Origin of the sequence: Alcaligenes sp. MMA (genome assembly GCF_020907215.1) — a bacterium.
Lineage (GTDB): Bacteria > Pseudomonadota > Gammaproteobacteria > Burkholderiales > Burkholderiaceae_B > Alcaligenes > Alcaligenes aquatilis.
In genome coordinates, this window is record NZ_JAJJPP010000001.1 from 1,448,476 (window position 1) to 1,467,063 (window position 18,588).

17 protein-coding genes are annotated in these 18,588 nt (G+C 56.4%); 8 read left to right on the forward strand and 9 right to left on the reverse strand.

Translation table 11 applies throughout. The features are described from left to right. Positions 1–39 precede the first annotated feature (39 nt). Both LNA76_RS06620 and LNA76_RS06625 read right to left on the reverse strand, forming a co-directional pair. Positions 40–753: an ABC transporter ATP-binding protein gene (locus LNA76_RS06620; protein ID WP_108727337.1), complete on the reverse strand. Its 714-nt coding sequence runs from the start codon at positions 751–753 to the stop codon at positions 40–42. Beyond that, the gene (locus tag LNA76_RS06625) at positions 746–2,020 is read right to left on the reverse strand and encodes a lipoprotein-releasing ABC transporter permease subunit (RefSeq protein ID WP_094196439.1); all 1,275 of its coding nucleotides are present in this window, start codon (positions 2,018–2,020) and stop codon (positions 746–748) included. The genes LNA76_RS06620 and LNA76_RS06625 overlap by 8 nt, the downstream gene beginning before the upstream one ends. A gap of 42 nt (positions 2,021–2,062) precedes the next feature. Here LNA76_RS06625 and LNA76_RS06630 point away from each other — a divergent pair, with 42 nt between their 5' ends. Next, the gene (locus LNA76_RS06630) at positions 2,063–3,010 is read left to right on the forward strand and encodes a hypothetical protein (RefSeq protein ID WP_094196438.1); all 948 of its coding nucleotides are present in this window, start codon (positions 2,063–2,065) and stop codon (positions 3,008–3,010) included. Next, the gene (recJ, locus tag LNA76_RS06635) at positions 2,992–4,701 is read left to right on the forward strand and encodes a single-stranded-DNA-specific exonuclease RecJ (protein ID WP_094196437.1); all 1,710 of its coding nucleotides are present in this window, start codon (positions 2,992–2,994) and stop codon (positions 4,699–4,701) included. Before LNA76_RS06630 ends, recJ begins: the two co-directional genes overlap by 19 nt. A 58-nt stretch (positions 4,702–4,759) precedes the next feature. Here recJ and LNA76_RS06640 read toward each other — a convergent pair whose 3' ends face one another. After that, positions 4,760–5,674: a DMT family transporter gene (locus LNA76_RS06640; RefSeq protein WP_108728697.1), complete on the reverse strand. Its 915-nt coding sequence runs from the start codon at positions 5,672–5,674 to the stop codon at positions 4,760–4,762. A 346-nt stretch (positions 5,675–6,020) separates the two neighbouring features. Between LNA76_RS06640 and LNA76_RS06645 the strand changes: the two genes are divergently transcribed. Continuing rightward, complete coding sequence (locus LNA76_RS06645; protein WP_125278095.1) at positions 6,021–6,953, forward strand: bile acid:sodium symporter family protein; 933 nt, start codon at positions 6,021–6,023, stop codon at positions 6,951–6,953. A gap of 112 nt (positions 6,954–7,065) precedes the next feature. Here LNA76_RS06645 and LNA76_RS06650 read toward each other — a convergent pair whose 3' ends face one another. After that, the gene (locus LNA76_RS06650) at positions 7,066–7,971 is read right to left on the reverse strand and encodes a DMT family transporter (RefSeq protein ID WP_108727333.1); all 906 of its coding nucleotides are present in this window, start codon (positions 7,969–7,971) and stop codon (positions 7,066–7,068) included. Positions 7,972–8,670: 699 nt separating this feature from the next. On the opposite strand from LNA76_RS06650, the gene infA reads away from it, so the two are divergent. The 5 genes from infA (at position 8,671) to lysS (ending at position 14,254) form a co-directional block, all read left to right on the forward strand. After that, a complete protein-coding gene (infA, locus tag LNA76_RS06655; RefSeq protein ID WP_094196433.1) occupies positions 8,671–8,943 on the forward strand; it encodes a translation initiation factor IF-1 in 273 nt (90 codons plus the stop codon). A gap of 111 nt (positions 8,944–9,054) precedes the next feature. After that, complete coding sequence (locus tag LNA76_RS06660) at positions 9,055–10,764, forward strand: methyl-accepting chemotaxis protein (RefSeq protein ID WP_230018554.1); 1,710 nt, start codon at positions 9,055–9,057, stop codon at positions 10,762–10,764. A gap of 111 nt (positions 10,765–10,875) precedes the next feature. Next, positions 10,876–11,980, forward strand: a protein-coding gene (gene prfB / locus LNA76_RS06665) for a peptide chain release factor 2 (RefSeq protein WP_108727332.1) whose coding sequence is annotated in 2 segments (ribosomal slippage) — positions 10,876–10,956 and positions 10,958–11,980 — 1,104 coding nt in all. Because the reading frame shifts where the segments join, the coding sequence is not laid out codon by codon here. Between the two features lies 1 nt (position 11,981). Then, positions 11,982–12,719 (forward strand): SDR family NAD(P)-dependent oxidoreductase, encoded by a 738-nt coding sequence (locus LNA76_RS06670; protein WP_094196432.1) that lies wholly within the window; start codon positions 11,982–11,984, stop codon positions 12,717–12,719. A gap of 11 nt (positions 12,720–12,730) precedes the next feature. Further along, a complete protein-coding gene (gene lysS, locus LNA76_RS06675) occupies positions 12,731–14,254 on the forward strand; it encodes a lysine--tRNA ligase (protein WP_094196431.1) in 1,524 nt (507 codons plus the stop codon). A 167-nt stretch (positions 14,255–14,421) separates the two neighbouring features. Here lysS and LNA76_RS06680 read toward each other — a convergent pair whose 3' ends face one another. The 5 genes from LNA76_RS06680 to LNA76_RS06700 all read right to left on the reverse strand — a co-directional run bounded on the left by LNA76_RS06680 (position 14,422) and on the right by LNA76_RS06700 (position 18,555). Then, entirely contained in the window at positions 14,422–15,438 is a 1,017-nt protein-coding gene (locus tag LNA76_RS06680) for a Bug family tripartite tricarboxylate transporter substrate binding protein (RefSeq protein WP_230018556.1), read from the reverse strand. Between the two features lie 281 nt (positions 15,439–15,719). Further along, positions 15,720–16,598 (reverse strand): methylglyoxal synthase, encoded by an 879-nt coding sequence (locus LNA76_RS06685; RefSeq protein ID WP_042479804.1) that lies wholly within the window; start codon positions 16,596–16,598, stop codon positions 15,720–15,722. 6 nt (positions 16,599–16,604) lie between these two features. Continuing rightward, positions 16,605–16,928: a HesB/IscA family protein gene (locus LNA76_RS06690; RefSeq protein ID WP_094196429.1), complete on the reverse strand. Its 324-nt coding sequence runs from the start codon at positions 16,926–16,928 to the stop codon at positions 16,605–16,607. Positions 16,929–16,981: 53 nt separating this feature from the next. After that, positions 16,982–17,365 (reverse strand): iron-sulfur cluster assembly scaffold protein, encoded by a 384-nt coding sequence (locus LNA76_RS06695; RefSeq protein WP_094196428.1) that lies wholly within the window; start codon positions 17,363–17,365, stop codon positions 16,982–16,984. After that, the gene (locus tag LNA76_RS06700) at positions 17,362–18,555 is read right to left on the reverse strand and encodes an IscS subfamily cysteine desulfurase (RefSeq protein WP_230018558.1); all 1,194 of its coding nucleotides are present in this window, start codon (positions 18,553–18,555) and stop codon (positions 17,362–17,364) included. The genes LNA76_RS06695 and LNA76_RS06700 overlap by 4 nt, the downstream gene beginning before the upstream one ends. Positions 18,556–18,588: the final 33 nt, after the last annotated feature.

An 18,588-nucleotide genomic window follows, 5' to 3' on the forward strand; every position in this document is an offset into this window, starting at 1 on the left:
AACGGGACGCGGCGCGACGGGCCACGTCCTTGCTAGCGATCAAGACCGACGATCGGCCTTGATTTCCTGAGTCAGGTAACCCTTGTCCATGACCAATTGACGATGGGCCAAAGAAGCCAAGGCCTGGTCATGGGTCACGATGACAAACGCCGTGCCGAACTCTTCATTAACCCGGCTTAACAGCTCAAACATGCCCTCAGCGGTGTAACGATCCAGATTACCGGTAGGCTCATCGGCCAGCACGCAGGCAGGTCGTGTCACCAAAGCACGCGCCAAGGCAACCCGCTGGCGTTCGCCCCCAGACAATTGGCCCGGATAGTGATGCACACGCTGCGACAAACCCACTTGTTCCAAAAATTGCTGGGCCTGTTCGCGTGCGTCTGCGCGCTTCATGCGGCGCACGATCAAAGGCATGGCCACATTATCGAGCGCATCAAACTCAGGCAACAGGTGGTGGAACTGGTACACAAAGCCCAACACTTTGTTGCGCAAGTGACTGCGCTCGCTTTCATTCAAGCTTTCCGTCTGGGTGCCGTTGACCTCGATGCTGCCTGTATTGGGTTTGTCCAGCAGACCCAACGCATGCAGCAAGGTACTTTTACCCGAGCCGGAAGCACCAATAATGGCCACCATCTCGCCACGGCACACTTCCAGATTTACCCCGGAAAGCACGTGGATGGTATTGCCGCCTTCCTCGTACTGGACGCTGACATCACGGGCGCGCAAGACGGTTGGAGCGATAAGATCAGTCATGGCGCAGTACCTGTGCAGGTTGAAGCTTGGACGCACGCCAGCTTGGGTACAGCGTGGCCAGAAAGGACAGAACCAAAGAAACGATGGCAATCAGCACAATGTCGTAGACCTGCGGATTGGACGGCAGCTCGCTGATGAAGTAGATCTGCTGAGGCAGGAATTTACGGCCCATCAGGTTTTCAATAAAGGGCACGATGACGTCAATATTGTAGGCAATCAAGGTGCCCAAACCGACGCCCAGCAAGGTGCCCACCACGCCAATCAAGGCCCCTTGCACCAGGAAAATACGGGCAATCTCACTGGGGGTAGCACCAATCGTGCGCAAAATCGCAATATCCGACTGTTTGTCTTTTACCGCCATCACCAGCGAGGACAGCAGGTTGAACGCGGCCACGGCCACAATCAGCGCCAGGATCAGAAACATCATGCGTTTTTCAGTTTGAACGGCGGCAAACCACGTGCGATTATTGGCTGTCCAGTCGGACACCAGCACGTTACGCGGCATTTTGCTGGCCAACTCCTGAGCCACCATCGGCGCCTGCTGCATGTCTTTGATACGCAGACGCACGCCGCTATTGCCGCTGTCGCGGAAAATCTTGGAAGCGTCTTCCACGTTTACAAAAGCCAGGCTGGCATCGTATTCGTAATAGCCGGAAGAAAACACGCCGCTTACCGTGAACTGGCGCATGCGGGGCGAAAAACCGGCCGGTGAGATCGATCCTTGCGGAGCCATCAGCATGACCGTATCGCCCGTGTTGACACGCAACTGATTGGCCAACTGCTCTCCCAACACAATGCCGAACGTGCCTGGCTGCAGACTTTCAAGTCTGCCCACCACCATTTGCTGGGCCAGCTCGGACACCTTGCTTTCCTGGTCAGGCTCAATGCCACGGACCTGCACACCCATCAATTGATTGCTGCGCACCAGCATGCCCTGCCCGGCCACATAAGGGGCCGAGCCCACCACCGCCGGATTGGTCTGGGCGTTTTGGGCCAGCGTTTTCCATTCATTCAACACTTGTTGATGGTCTGCATTGCGCACAATCAATTCAATATGCGGCAAGACCGACAGCATGCGATCGCGCACCTGAGTCTGAAAACCGTTCATGACAGACAGCACCACAATCAGCGCGGCAACACCTAAGGCAATCCCCGCCATTGAGCTGCCCGCAATAAAGGAGACGAAACGGTCTTTTCGTCCCCCACGCCGTTTGCGACCCTTAGCCAGGCCGGCATACCGCGCCCCAATCCAAAATTCGTATCCCATGCGAGCTGCTATCGCCTCAAAGAAAACACTACAATCGCTATCATGCAGATCGTAATCAACGGTGCGCTGCCGGAACCGGCCATCGCGCGCGAACTCATCAAACACTTGCCCCAGACGGCCCCTTCACTGGTTCAGTTACTCACTCAGGGCAAGGGGACGCTGTCGGTACGTGATCCGTCCGAGGACCTGTGCACGCCAGCACAATCCTGGCTTTTGCACGCCCATCACTTTACGGCGCACCAAGCCCAGCATCTTAGCGCAGGTCTGGCCCCTTTGCGGCTACGCCAGTTGAAACAAATCCACTCAGTGGCACCGGACCAAGCGGTCTGGCTGGCAGAGCTGGTTCACATCGCCCCTTCTCGCGAGGGCGCCATGCTGATACCGGCGCCACAGCTGACCTTGTCCGAGTCCTATAGTCGGGCCCTGCTGGCGGCTATTGGCCCCTATCTTGAGGACACCGGCTTTCAGTTCGAGTACGTTAGCCCCGAGTTATGGCGCGTCACTCCACCGGCTGATTTTACGGTGCATGCGGCCTCTACAGAATTGGTCAGCCAAAGCAATTTGAATAATTGGTGGACACAGGATGTGCAAACCCGCCCCTGGCGTCGCCTGATCAATGAGTTCCAGATGCTGACCTTTGCGCTCCCGGACAATCAGGAACGCGAACAGGCGGGCCTGCCCAATGTGAACAGCTTGTGGCTGTTTGGCGGAGCCACCTCTCAACAGCTAGGCCCCGAGCCTGCCGGGCTGCGCATTATTGATGATTTGCAAGACAGCCTGATACGACAAGACTGGGGGCTTTGGCTGCAACAACTGGCCGAGCTGGATCGTACCGTGCTCGCCCCCCTCACGGCAGGGCCCATGCCTGAGCTGGTGCTGACCGGACTGGACCGCTACGCTCACGTCGGTCCTGCCTCGCGCCGTCTCTGGCCTCTGTCCCTGTTCAAACAAACCTCTAACTGGAGTCAGTGGTGGTCACCCCTATCCTGAAAAACCGTCCCGCCCAAGAAGCCGCCAGCCAAGCCCTGAAGCAGGCCGGGATTCACGATTTAATGGCCCGCTTGCTGGCCTCTCGAGGTGTGACCGATGCCGCCCAGATCGATCCGGCCTGGCGCAACATGATTCCGCCCAATATGCTGACCCAGGCGCGTGAAGCCGCCGTCTTGCTGGCCGATGCCATTGCCCGTCGGGATCGCATGCTGATCATTGCCGACTACGACTGTGACGGCGCTACCGCCTGTGCCGTGGGCCTGCGTGCACTTCGCAGCATGGGCGCTGTCGTGGACTTTCTGGTGCCAAACCGCTTTGAAACCGGCTATGGCTTATCACCCGCCGTGGTGGAACTGGCTGAGCAACACCCCTCGGGCAAGCCAGATCTGCTGATTACGGTGGATAACGGCATTGCCAGTATTGATGGCGTGCAAGCCGCCCATATGGCGGGTATGAAAGTTCTGGTCACAGACCATCACTTGCCTGGTGATGAATTGCCCGATGCTCTGGCGATTGTGAACCCCAATCAGCCCGGCTGTGAATTCCCCTCCAAGAACCTGGCCGGTGTGGGCGTTATTTTTTACCTGATGCTGGCTTTGCGTGCCGAGCTGCGCCAGCGCGGAGTGTATGAAGCCAACGCCGGCCCACGCCTGAACGAGCTGGCTGATCTGGTCGCCCTGGGTACTGTGGCCGACGTGGTCAGCCTGGATGCCAACAACCGCCTGATCGTCACTCAAGGGCTGGAGCGCATGCGCAAGGGCCAGATGCAAGCCGGACTGCGCGCCCTGTTCCAGGTTGCAGGCCGCGATCCGCGTCAGGCCAGTGCCTTTGATCTGGGTTTTGCCTTGGGCCCACGCATCAACGCCGCTGGTCGACTGGCCGATATGGCCTTGGGCATACGCTGCCTGATCACGGACGACGAGGATGAAGCCGCCAATCTGGCCCGCGAACTGGAAGAAATGAACCAGGATCGCCGCTCGATTGAGCAGTCCATGCGCGAAGAGGCGCTACGCGCGGCCGAGCTGGCTGAACCGGACACCAGTGCCACGGTGTGCGTGTTTCACCCGGAATGGCACCAAGGCATCGTCGGACTGGTCGCCTCACGTCTGAAAGAAAAGTATTGGCGCCCTACCCTGGCCTTTGCCCAAGGTGACGAAGGCGAGATCAAAGGTTCGGGCCGTTCTATTCCCGACGTGCATCTGCGCGATGCGCTGGACTTGGTCTCCAAACGCTATCCCGGTCTGATTCTGAAGTTTGGTGGTCACGCCATGGCAGCCGGCCTGACCATTGAAGAGGACAATTACGATGTATTCGTGCAGGCTTTTGAAGAAGCGGTGCAGGAACTGACAGGCCGCTTTCAATTTGACCCTATCATCGAAACCGACGGTTCGCTGGAACCTGAACACATCAATATTACGGTGGCGGGCATATTGCAAAAACAAGTCTGGGGTGCAGGTTTTCCAGCGCCAGTATTCCGTGACCGGTTCTTTGTGCGCCAGCAGCGCCTGCTGAAAAACAAGCATTTGAAACTGAGCCTGGAGCGTAACGGCGAATACTTCGATGCCATTTGGTTCAATCGCGATACCTTGCTGCCCGAGCATATCGAGGCGGCTTATCGTCTGGATCAGAACGAATGGAATGGAAACGTCAGCGTGCAATTCATTATTGAATTTGCTCAGGGACAAGACTAGGCCTTATCGCTTCCACCAATATTTCTCTTCCTGAACCGCTGCTTATGCAGCGGTTTTTTTACGATTTCACCCGAGCCGGCAAAGTCGCGAGCACCAAGCCCGCCAAAGCCAGGATGAAAGCGTATACATGCACGGTGGTAAAGCTCTCGCCCAGCACCAGCACACCCACTGCCGCCGTGCCTAAAGGCATCAAAACCATAAATACGGCGGCTTGCGAAGCAGGCACGGAACGCACACCCGTCATCCACAGCCAAACCGTCCAGACACTGGCGGCCAGGGAATAAAACACCAGCAAAGGCCAGATCCAGCCTGCCGGTGCTGTGAAATCAAAATCCCAGGCGGCGTATAAGCCTAGCGGCGTAATCAGGGCCAGACTGCACAGATTGATAATGGCGCTGATACGCTTGGGGCTAAGCACAGCGGTCAAACGCTTGCCAATGACGGCATAGGCTGATTCGCACAAGACGGCACAAAAGATCAGTGCATTGCCCAACCACATTTTCCCCGTATCCAGTTGATCCACACCGTGGTCATCAGCCTGCACCAAAGCGAGCAAGGCAATACCGCCCATACCCAGGGCCAGCGATGCCCACGTACGCGGGCCTATGCTTTCTTTCAGAAAATACCAACTAAACAAGGCCACCATGCCGGGGATAGCTGACAAGATCACGCCTGCCGACACCGCGCTGGTCATGCTGATACCCGTCACCATGCACAGGGTGAACAGAAAATTGCCCAGGAAAGACTCCAGAAAGATCAAGCCACGGGTGCGCAAATCCAACGTCGGTTCATTCGCGGGTTTACGTAGCCAGCGCAGCATCGCTAACCCACCAATCCCAAAGCGCAACCAAGCCAACAAGAACACCGGCAGTGCCGTCACCAAGGGCCGAGTCAAGGCGATATAACTACCTACCAAAGACATGGACAAGGCCAAACAGGCGTAAGCCGCCAGACGTGATCCCGCTCTATTCACCCACCTTCTCCCAATACACACATTTGCAAGCAAGCTAATCAAAATACCCTGGTGACCAGGGTCTACAATACGCTCGAGCCCGGCCTTCCAGGATAAAAAACATGGCCTGCCATGTTGCCCGTTTCGCCCACCACCCCCTGTACAACTGACCTTACCCAGATCTGCCCGTACAGCCCCGTGCTGCCAGCGCTTTATCCCACCCTACCGGAAAGTCGTATCGCCAGTCCTTAAGCAGGTCTGCGATGGACGGTCTACACCTGGCCCGCCCCATGCTGCTCCCCATAACAGACTAATCCGCACCACGCCGGCCTACCGGCCTGCCGTGCTCCTTGAAGGATATTTCATCATGCAGGCTATCGCCCGCCTGAGCCGTTTTGTTGGCAATACCTTTGCCATCTGGGTTCTACTGTTTGCCATTTTGGCCTTTTACTTTCCCGACCACTACCGCTGGTTAGGCGCTTATATTGTTCCACTTCTGGGCATCATCATGTTCGGTATGGGGCTGACTTTATCGCGCCAGGACTTCGCTGAGGTGTTCGTACGCCCGGGCCGAGTGGCTGTGGGTGTTCTGGGTCAATTCCTCATCATGCCCGTCTTGGCCTGGTCCCTGGCCTATGCGTTTTCCTTGCCGCCCGAATTAGCGATTGGCGTCATTCTGGTTGGCTGCTGCCCTGGCGGGACCTCATCCAACGTAATGACCTTCCTGGCACGTGGTGACCTGGCCCTGTCGGTTGCCATTACCTCGGTCTCCACTTTGCTGGCGCCTATCGTCACCCCCGCCCTGATTTACATGCTGGCCAGCCAATGGCTGGAGGTCAGCGCCTCGGCCATGTTCTGGTCCATTGTTCAGGTCGTGATTCTGCCCATTACCCTGGGTGTTATTGTGCAGTCCCTGCTGGGCGAAAAAATCAAAGCGGGCGTGGCTGCTCTGCCCCTGGTCTCTGTCGTGGCAATTGTGGCTATCGTAGCTGCGGTTGTAGCCGGCAACCAGGCCAAGATTGCGACCAGCGGCCTGCTGGTATTTTCGGTCGTTGTCGTGCATAACACCCTAGGCTACATACTGGGCTATGTACTGGCCCGCCTGAGCGGCATGCCGTTGCCACAACGCAAAACCCTGGCAATTGAAGTAGGCATGCAAAATTCCGGTCTAGGCGTAGCTCTAGCCAGTGCCCACTTCTCGCCTCTGGCCGCCGTGCCCAGCGCCATTTTCAGTGTCTGGCACAATATTTCCGGTCCTTTGGTCGCGACGATTTTCCGCCGCATGGGTAATGGCAAATAACCCTCTGCTGGCACGTTCAAGAACTTGAACCCGAGCCTACAAAGTAAAAAAGGACGCTCTACCGGGCGTCCTTTTTTCGCTGGAGCCCCCCAATACCAGGTGCTCTCAGGCCTTAGCTTTTACGTGACGATACATAAATTCCGCCCACAATCAGAAGAAACGCCGCGCCGTGGTAAAGCTTGGGGGTATCGCCCAGAATAAAAACGGACATCAAGGCCGCAAATACCGGCATCAGGTTCACGAAAAAACCGGCGGTTGCGGCACCGACTCGTTGGACAGCCACCCCCCAGCAGCGCAAGGCAATCAAGGCAGGACCGGTGCCCACATACAAAATAGCCAGCAGCAAGCCCCAAGACCAATCGATATGCCAGTCCGTGAATGTCCACTCCATGGCGGCAAATGCACCGGACCAGATCAAGCCAAAAAACACCTGCGCCATCACGACGGTGGCCCATGTCTGTGCGATGACACCCTCATGGCGACGCGTACTGAGCATCCAGCTATAGATCGCCCAGGCAATGGTGGCGATCACCATATAGACATCGCCCGGCACAAAACGGAAGGCCATCAGCTCTTGCCAATCCGCGCGAGTCAATACCAGAACCACACCCAGCAAAGACATCAAACCACCGACCAGTTGCCGCCCATTGACCGTAGATTTGAAAAACAGGCGGCCGATCACCAGCATCCAGAACGGCAAGCTGGCATTGACCAGCGTCACGTTAATGGGGGAGGAACTTTGCAGTGCCAGATATTGCAAAGCGTTATAGATCCCTATGCCCAGCAAACCCAAAATGGAGTAGCGTTTCCAGTTGGCCCACAAATTGCTGCCGCGTCGCAGCACTTGCCGTCCCACAAAAAGCAAGATGGTGAACGCCACCAACCAACGAAAAAAATTCAGGGTAATAGGCGGCACCTGATCATGAATCAAGCGTCCGACGATGGCGTTACTGGCCCACAAAATCGTAGGTAAAACCAGTAAAGCCGTCGTGCCAGGGGTCAGTTTCTGAGTGCTCACAACATGTCCTAAAAAACGGCAACGGCGCGTGTGATCCCTGCTCAGGTCAACACGGCGCCGCTACGATGGGGCTAGTATATAGGCAAGCATGCCCTGCCCTCTACGCCTTTACCCGCCTGCTTGTGACCATGCAGGCTGGTCAATCTTTGACCAATCCATAAATATTATTTATAATCATACAATTGTCACGTCATGGCGCTGATTGAGTTTTATTGGCCCATCCCATCCACGCTCGTCTGGCTTTGACAACATCAGATGCAGCTACCCAGGGTAAATCGACCTTGAAACACCCCCACTTTTGGGAATAAAGCTTGACCCGATCAAGCGCCCCAAGTGCATTACTTGGCACCACAACCAGCACTCTTAACCGCAAGGGACTGTCCCGCGCGTCGTTATGCAGGTCTACGTTTCTGGCAAGTATTCGTGTTTTTGCCCGTTTTTCAGGTAGGCAGACCCTGTCTGCCCTGGCCGGTTCTTCCCACGAACGGCGGGCGTGTTTTCAATTTGATCAACCCGACCCTGTCTGGAACCCAACCGTTCTGACAGACACAGATTCACCTCAATTTTCATGGGCCTAGCGCAAGGCTGGACACCAGACACCGTTTGTACGGTTTGTCGGTCTGCCTGGTTGCTACGCCCGTCCCCGTCCCGCCCAGCAGGGCCTGACGGGAATCATTATTTTTAAAGGAGTCCCGATTTATGGCCAAAGAAGAGCTACTTGAAATGCAAGGTTCCGTCACCGAAATCCTGCCTGACTCACGCTTTCGTGTCACCCTGGACAACGGTCACGCCGTTATCGCCTACACGGGCGGCAAAATGCGCAAGCACCACATCCGTATTCTGGCTGGCGACAGCGTCACCCTGGAAATGTCGCCCTACGACCTGAGCAAAGGTCGCATCATTTTCCGCCACTTGCCCAAGCGTGTTGGCGCCCCGACCTCTGCCCCTCGCCGCCCCCCCCACCGTCGTTAAGACATAGCGCCACACCCCTGTCACAATCAGATGCAAAGATAGGTGCGCCTGACAGGGGTGCGACAAGAGCCATCAGCGCTTAGGTGCACCCCACTCTTTGTGGGAGTCGCCTTGAAAAAACTACTGACGCTCAAAACCGGCTTTATCGCCTACTTTGCAACCCTGAGCCTGTTTTTAGTCCTGATGCTGATTGCCCTGCAGCACCTGAGCAACAGCATCGAACAACGCAAGCACCTGGAAGCCCAGCGCCACGACACCACGGCGCTTAGCAAAGACTTCAAACGCATCAGCGAATTGCTCAGCCGTCAAGCCATCGCCTTTGTCTCCAGCGAGCAAATTGAATTTCAGGATAACTTCCGCCGTCTGCTGGCGGTGTTTACCGGTGCCCAAGCCGATCAGGAAGGGGTCACCTTAGCAATGCTGGACCGTTTCAGGGATCTGGAGCTGGAGCCGGCTGAGCAGGATTTGCTGCGCTCTGCCTATGAACAGACCCTGGCCCTTAGTCAGGTTCAGTCCGAGGCCATTCAAACGGCCAGTGGCCAGTTTGAAGATGACAACGGCACGATCCGCATTGCTTTGCCCAATGCCTTGATGGCCAAAGTGCTGGTGTTCAGCCAGCAATACATTCAAGCCTCCGCCCAAATCACACACACACTGGATGAATTCGAGCATCAATTCAGCGAACGCCTGGACCGTTCTCTGGATCTGGCTGGCCGCAGCAGCGATCGTGCTTTCAGCCTTGCACTGGCCGCTCTGGCTCTGTTTTTCATCGCCAGCTCAGCGGCCCTGCGCTTGCTCTATCGCTCCATCAAACACCCCCTGGATCAAGGCGCAAATCTGGCCAAGGAACTGGCCAAGGGTAAACTCAACGCCCAGCTCAACGTCCGTCGTCACGACGAGTTCGGCACCTTGTTAAGCGCCCTGAACGGAATTGGGCAGGGCGTGCAAACCGTCGTACATCAGATCCGTGAACAAACTGGCCTGATCCGCGATGGCTCAACAGCAATTGTGTCGGCAAGCCATAACCTGGGCGAACAAATTCTAGAGCAGTCCACTGAGCTGAACCAGACGGTCAAAACCATGAATCAACTGGCCGATACCGTCAGACAGAACGCCAAACAGGCCCGAACGGCCGACCAACTGGCTCAAGACACGTCCAGTCAGGTCGCACAGGGCAACCAGGCCGCCCAAAACTTGCTCGATACCATCAACGCCATTGCCGACAGCTCACACAAAATGAGCGAGATCACCAAGCTGATCCGCAGCATTGCCTTCCAGACCAATATTCTGGCCCTGAATGCTGCCGTGGAAGCCGCCCGAGCGGGTGTGCACGGTCATGGCTTTGCGGTGGTTGCCGCTGAAGTGCGTAATTTGGCTTTGCGCTCCACCGATGCCTTGCAACAGGTTTCCACCTTAATTTCCAGCTCGGTCGAACAAACCGAACAAAGCTCGGTGGCCGCGCGCGGCATGGCGCAGGTCATGGCCAGCACACAAGACAAAGTCAATGAAATGCGCAGTATTGTGGCCGATATTGCCCAGGCCTCTCAGGATCAGGCGACACATATCGAATACGTAAACCAGGTCATGACGCGTCTGGACCAGCAAGGTCAGTCCAACCGCCAACTGCTTGAACACAGTGCCCACACGGCCCAGGAGCAGTTGGAACAAACGACGTTTCTGGCCCAGGTGGTGGCCCATTTCAGCCTGGATAGCGATCTTGCTGAACCCTCTGCCCCCACTGTGCCCACCCTCTCACACCGACCTTCCTATCAATCTGCGTCCACCTATCGCACCGCTGCTTGCACAATGTCCAGTTCCTGAGCGGCCAATACGTGCCATAGACCTCCGATAAGGGTAAAATCGGAAGTTTGCCGCGCGCCGCCCTGCTGGCTGGCGCGGATGGCACCTCAAATATAGGAAAGCCGCTGAATCATGGAATCGGAACGACTTAATCAACTGGAAGCCCGCCTTGCCGATTATTCGGAGCGGGAAAATGCCTTACGGAGGTATCTTTGACTACGATGACAAAGCGCATCGTTTGCACGTAGTCAATGCCGAACTCGAGGACCCCAACGTCTGGAACGACCCTCAACACGCCCAGGATCTGGGCCGCGAAAAGAAAAGCCTGGAAAACGTGGTGCATGTGCTGGACGCCTTGCACACGGGCCTGAAAGATTCACAGGATCTGTTTGAGCTTGCCGCGATGGACGATGACGATGCCACCATCGCCGCCATCGAGGAAGATTGTGCCGCCATGGCCAGCCGTATTGAAGAGCTGGAATTTCGCCGCATGTTCTCCAACCCTGCCGATCCGCTCAATTGCTTTATGGATATTCAGGCCGGTGCGGGTGGTACCGAAGCCCAGGACTGGGCCTCCATGCTGCTGCGCATGTATGTGCGCTATGCCGAACACAAAGGCTTCAAGGCTGAAATCCTGGAACAGTCTGACGGTGACGTTGCCGGTATCAAATCGGCCACCATCAAGATTGAAGGCGATTACGCCTACGGCTTTTTGCGCACTGAAACCGGCGTGCATCGTCTGGTTCGCAAAAGCCCTTTCGACTCGTCCAACGGCCGTCACACCTCGTTCACCAGCGTATTCGTCTACCCGGAAATCGATGATTCCTTTGAAGTGGAAATCAATCCGGCCGACTTGCGTATCGACACCTACCGTGCCAGTGGTGCGGGGGGTCAGCACATTAACAAAACCGACTCGGCCGTTCGTATTACGCACGAACCCAGCGGCATTGTGGTGCAGTGTCAGAACGACCGCTCGCAGCACCGTAACCGTGCTGAAGCCATGCAGATGCTGAAATCGCGTCTGTACGAGCTGGAAATGCGCAACCGCATGGCCGAGCAGCAAAAGCTGGAAGACTCCAAGAGCGATGTGGGTTGGGGCCACCAGATCCGTTCCTACGTGCTGGACCAAAGCCGCATCAAGGACTTGCGTACCAACTACGAAAGCTCCAATACCCAGAAGATTCTGGATGGCGACCTGGATGCCTTTATTCAAGCCAGCCTGAAACAAGGGGTTTAATATGCACACTTCCACGCTGACTGTTCTAAGCGGTGCCTCTCGCGGTCTGGGCTTGTCCCTGGCGCGTCAAGCGTTGGCTGCTGGCCATCAGTTGATCACTCTGGCCCGCAGCGAACTGCAACTGGATGCGCCCCAAGGGGCTCATCAGCATCTGCAAGTGGATCTGGCCAGCGCGGAAGGCGCACAAGAGGCTGCCAAGGCCCTACAAGCCTTGATCAGCCAGACACAGGCTCAACGCTACGTCCTCATTAATAATGCAGGCACGGTTGATCCCGTTGGGCAGGCCAGCCACCTGCTCGATGCCCAGGCCATTACACAGGCGCTGCAATTGAATGTCGCCAGTGTCATGAGCCTGACCGCCGCCTTTTTGCAAGGCGCCCCCAAGGATGCCCAGCGCCAGGTGCTCAATATCTCCTCGGGTGCTGGCCGCAAGCCCGTTTCGGGCTGGGCCGTGTATGGCTCCAGCAAGGCAGCACTGGATTTCTATACGCAAACCCTGAAACTGGAAAATCCCGAGCTGGCCGTTTGCTCTCTGGCTCCGGGCGTGGTCGATACCGATATGCAAGGCCATATCCGTAGCCAGTCCCGCGATCAGTTCCCGAACCTGAGCCGCTTTATCGACCTGCATCAGCAAGGCCAGCTAAGCAGCCCGGACGATACCGCAGAGCGAATTTTGCGCCACCTGAACAGCCCGGAGTTTGGCCAGCACGTCCTGGACGACATCCGCCACTACGAATAAGTACTGACACAATGACTGAATCGCTAGACACTTCCGCACCCGTCGTAGACGAAAACCGCCTGATCGCCGAGCGTCGTTCCAAGCTGGACCGCCTGCGCGAAAATGGCATCGCCTACCCCAACGATTTTCGCCCTGATGCCCACGCTGCCGAGCTGCACAAGCAATACGGCGAGCAGGACAAAGAGGCGCTGGCTGCAAGCCATAAAGTCGTGAAAGTGGCTGGCCGCATGATGCTCAAGCGTGTCATGGGCAAAGCCAGCTTTGCCACGCTGCAAGATGCCTCCGGCCGTATCCAGATCTATCTGGACAAAGCCGCACTGGGTGAAGAGAACTATGCGCAATTCAAGGGCTGGGATATCGGTGACATCCTGGCCGTGGAAGGCACCGTCTTCAAAACCAATAAGGGCGAACTATCCGTGCACGCCTCCAGCGTGCGCCTGCTGGCCAAGTCCCTACGTCCCCTGCCCGACAAATTCCACGGTCTGGCCGACCAGGAATTGAAGTACCGTCAGCGCTACGTCGACCTGATCATGGGTGAAGACACCCGTCAAACCTTCCTGGCCCGCAGCAAGGTCATGAGCAGCCTGCGTCAGCACATGGCCCAGGCCGATTTCCTGGAAGTGGAAACCCCGATGCTGCACCCCATTCCGGGTGGCGCATCGGCCAAACCCTTTGTGACCCACCACAATGCGCTGGACATGGAAATGTACCTGCGTATTGCTCCCGAGCTGTACCTGAAGCGTTTGATCGTGGGCGGTTTCGAGCGCGTGTTCGAGATCAACCGCAACTTCCGTAACGAAGGCGTCAGCCCTCGTCACAACCCCGAATTCACCATGATGGAGTTCTACGCGGCCTACACGGATTACCAGTGGCTGATGGACTTCACCGAAAACCTGATACGCGAAGCCGCGATCAGCGCCCGTGGTACCGCCACCCTGCAATATCAGGAACGCGAGCTGGATCTGAGCCTGCCTTTTGATCGCCTGACCATTACCGGCGCCATCATGAAGTACGCGCCTTCCTACCAGATCGAACAACTGGAAGACATCCAGTTCCTGCGTACTGAGCTGGCTCGCCTGAAAGTGGACGTGAACTCACCCCCGCTGCGTGATGCCGGCCTGGGTGCCTTGCAACTGGCTCTATTTGAAGAAACAGCCGAATCCAAGCTGTGGCACCCCACTTTCATCGTGGACTACCCCGTAGAAGTGTCGCCGCTGGCACGTGCCTCGGACACCCAGGAAGGCATTACCGAGCGCTTTGAGCTGTTCATCACGGGCCGCGAGATTGCCAATGGCTTCTCGGAGTTGAACGACCCTGAAGACCAGGCCGCTCGCTTCCAGGCTCAGGTTCAGGCCAAGGATGCTGGCGACGAAGAAGCCATGTTCTACGACGCGGACTACATCCGCGCTCTGGAATACGGCATGCCTCCTACAGGCGGCTGCGGTATCGGGATCGACCGTCTGGTCATGTTGCTGACCGATAGTCCTGCTATCCGTGACGTGATCCTGTTCCCGCACCTGCGTCGCGAGGACTAATCACAGCCTCAAGGCAGAAAAACGCGCGGCCTTGACCGCGCGTTTTTCTTTATGCATCGTCGCCCCCCATACGCACATACGCACATACGCAGCTATTCTGCCTGTTCGGGAACAGACCCCTACTCCCATCGCCGCATTAGCCAGCCCCAAGCCCGTAAGGGCAGACATCACTCAGATTTGATACCAGCAACGGCCGCTACGTCACGAAACAAAGCAATATCACGCGCCACAATCTGATCCAGCGACTCAGCCGATCCAGGGGCGATCACAAAGCCCAGTTCCTCCAGAGGAGCAGCAAACTCGCGGGAACCAAGTACAGCCGTAATATCGCGATTCAGCACAGCGACGACCTCATCGGGCGTGGCACGTGGCACAAAGATGCCCTGCCAACTTTCGATCACGAAATCAGATGCACCCAACTCATGAAAAGTGGGAACATCCGGCAAAACCTTCGAACGCTCCAGCGACGTCACCGCCAAAGGGATGAGCTCACGCTTCTGAATGTTCTGGGTTGTCCCAGAGATATCAATAAGCGCCGCATCTACATGCCCGCCTAATATGTCCAAAACAGCCGGTGCCCCTCCCGCGTAGGGGATGTTATTGGTTTGCGTACCCAAACGCTGATTAAGCATCTCGACAGCCAGATGATAGATACTGCCATAGCCAATCGGCAGCGCGGCGGATACTTCGCCAGGTCGCTGTTTAAGCAGCGTCACGTACTCATCAAAATGGCTGACACCCAAGCCTGGGCGAACCACCAACACCTGCGAATTAACAATGGTACGAGTTACGCCACGAACATCGGTCGGGCTATAAGGTAGTTTGCGGCCAAGGGCAGCATTGATCGCGAGCTGGTCACCACTGGACAATAACGTGTGGCCGGTCGGTGCCGCACGAACCACTCGGTTCACGCCTAGACTGGTGTGCGCGCCGGGCACATTGTCCACAATCACTGTTTGTTGCCACAATTCGGCAAGGCTTTGCGCCAGCATTCGCGCAATGCGATCGGCGTTGCCACCCGGATTCACCGGAACAACAATGCGCACGGGCCCCGAAGGGAAGTTATCGAGCTGCTGCGTGTGTGCCGACGCCGTAATAAATGCAGCACCTAGTGAGGAAACAGCACCTCCAAGCCGGGCAAGCATACCCGCGCCCATAGCATTCAAGATCATGCGACGATTCAAGCCTGCCTCCGGTATCTCCACACTGCCCTATTGACTGGGCGACATTGTCTTGCGGTGCTTGAAAATCACGATCGTAGTCTAGAGAAGCCCCGCCCACGGATCAAGCAGACCTTTCCCGTGTCATTGATCAAGGCCCTGCCAGGGATGTTCGTACAGTCAGGAAAACTGGCCCAACGAACCTCATGTGAAACAAAAAAGGACGCTTTTAAGCGTCCTTTTTTACTGCCACCACAAGGTTTTTTTATAAACCTTGCAAGGCCTGTACGTCCATCCCTGCACAATCAATCCACCGGCAAGCGCATCACCGCCTGTGCCCATTTATGGGCCACTTCGGGCGAGGAGAAACACGAAGCCTTATCTGCCACCACACGCACCGCGCGTTCCAGCAACTGAATGTCTGCCTCGTGCTGACGTGCGACGTGCGGGTCCTCGAAGAAGATCACACGCTGGCAACGGTTTTCCAGTACCAGCTCGGCAATTTGCGCATCGCCGCCCAAAGGACCGCTTAGATAAGACTGAATCCAGGGGGTTTCCTTGGGCCAGCCTTTGGACCAAGCCAGCTCGTTCAACAAGCGACTGGTCGTCCCTGTTCCCACGCGTTGGCCAAAACGGGACAGCAGGTCGAAATGCTTGTCAGCGAACTCAACCATCTTGTCCTTGAGTGCATCGTGCGCGATCAAGGCCAGAGTTTGGTTGGGGAAGTCAAAAATACGTTTGCAGCTGGAGTCGGGCCACAGGCCACGACTGACTCGCTCCACTTCAATCCATTCAATCGCCCCCATCAGGGTCGAAATAAAAGGACGACCATGCGTAATGCACTGACGCTTGAGCGCCAATGCTTCCGGGAAAATGGAAGATGGGTCTACCGGGTCAATCAGATAAATGGCGCCATCAAAAGGCGGAGTGCCATCCGGGCTTTGTGTGACCCGGGCAACCAGCTTCATCAAGCCGCCATCACGACCGTAAGGATAGCGAACCAGGCCGCCATAGCCTTCCAGCAGGCCCGAACGCTCGATGGCATTACAGGTACGACCCACCGTATAAAGCTCAACTTCCAACTCGCGAATACCGCTGGCTGAGCGCCGCAACCACTGAAACAAAGCCGCATCTGCCGAATCATGGTGCAACTGATTGGCCGCCAAACCGAAACGTAATGACATGAGTTCCTACACGGTAAACGATTCGCCACACCCGCAGGAGGCTTTCTCGTTTGGATTGATGAATTTAAAACCTTCATTGAGGCCATCGCGGCCATAATCCAGACGCGTGCCATCAATAAAGGGCAGGCTCTTGGGATCAACAAACAGTTTAACGCCGTGCTCTTCAAACAGTTGATCGCCTTGAACCGGCTCATCAACAAAATCCAGCTTGTAGGCCAGACCCGAGCAACCGGTCAGACGTACACCCAAACGTAGCCCCAAACCGCCCCCGCGTTTTTTCAAATGACGCTGGATATGTTCTGCGGCGGGCTGAGTAAGAGAAATAGACATAATCTTTTCCTTTCTATAAACCTGAAGGGGATTCAGCCTTCAGGCTTGGACAACTAAAACGCGCCTTTGTTCTGTACCGAGGCAACGGCAGCCTGGACCGCCTCCTGGACCAACAAAGCACAATGCACTTTGACCGGTGGCAATTCCAATGCTTGCTGCACATCCGTGGACGAGAACTGGGCCGCTTGCTCCAGACTGCGATCTTGCAGCCATTGCGCCGCAAATGAAGCAGCTGCGATGGTACAGCCACAGCCATAAGCCTTGAAACAGCTCTCCTGAATCTGACCCTGCTCCGATACCTTGAGCTGGATACGAATCAAGGCCCCGGTTTGGTAGCTTCCTGCCTCCCCCGTGCCTACGTCAGCATCACTGCTGTTCATGACACCCACATGACGCGGGCGCAGAAAATGCTCCATGACAGCGTCACTATATCTCATTGCGTGAACGGCTCCGAAGCGGACTCGCTCCATAAAGGAGAGATGGCCCGCAATTGTTCAACCACACGACCGATGGCGGCAATCGTGTCATCAATGTCCTGCTCGGTCGTGAAACGGCCCAGACTCAAACGCAAGGAACTGTGTGCCAACTGATCGCTACGACCCAGGGCCGTCAATACATAAGACGGTTCCAAACTGGCCGACGTACAGGCCGAGCCACTGGACACGGCCAAATCAGTCAGGGCCATCATCAGGGCTTCACCCTCGATGTGATCCACACTGATGTTCAGGTTATGTGGCACACGCTCATCGAAGGTGCCGTTCAGGTACAAATCTGGGATCTGCTGCAAACCAGCCCACAGCCGATCACGCAGCGCGGTGATGCGCTGATTGTCTGTATCCATTTCCTGGGCGGCCAACTCAAACGCACGTCCCATGCCCACGATCTGATGTGTGGCCAAGGTGCCGGAACGAAAGCCGCGCTCGTGACCACCACCATGAATCTGCGCTTTCAGACGCACCGCCGGTTTACGGCGTATATACAAGGCACCTATCCCTTTGGGACCGTAGGTCTTGTGGGCCGACATGGACATCAAATCCACCGGCCATTCCTGCAGATTGATCGCCACCTTGCCGGTAGCCTGGGCGGCGTCCACATGGAACAGCACCTTGTGCTCACGGCAAATTGCACCCAAAGCCTGCACATCCTGAATCACACCAATTTCGTTATTCACCAGCATGACCGAGGCCAGGATGGTATCGGGACGAATGGCTTGTTCAAACGCCTGCGGATCAATCAGACCACTGGGCAGGACATCCAGAAAAGTGACTTCAAACCCTTCGTCCTGCAAGGCCAGACAGGTGTCAATCACGGCCTTGTGCTCCGTACGGACGGTAATAATATGGCGGCCCTTGGACTGATAAAACTGTGCGGCACCCTTCAAGGCCAGATTGATGGCTTCGGTAGCACCGGAAGTCCAGACGATTTCTCGCGGCTCTGCCCCGACCAGGGAGGCAACCTGACGACGCGCCTGATCCACGGCCTCTTCCGCATCCCATCCATAAGGATGGCTGCTGGAGGCGGGATTGCCAAATCGTTCCGTCAACCAGGGAATCATGCTGTCGGCCACACGCGGGTCTACCGGTGTGGTGGCGGCATAATCCATATAAATACGCTGAGCGCGACTCATACAAAACTCCGGAGTCAGTAGCGGCGACTGCCC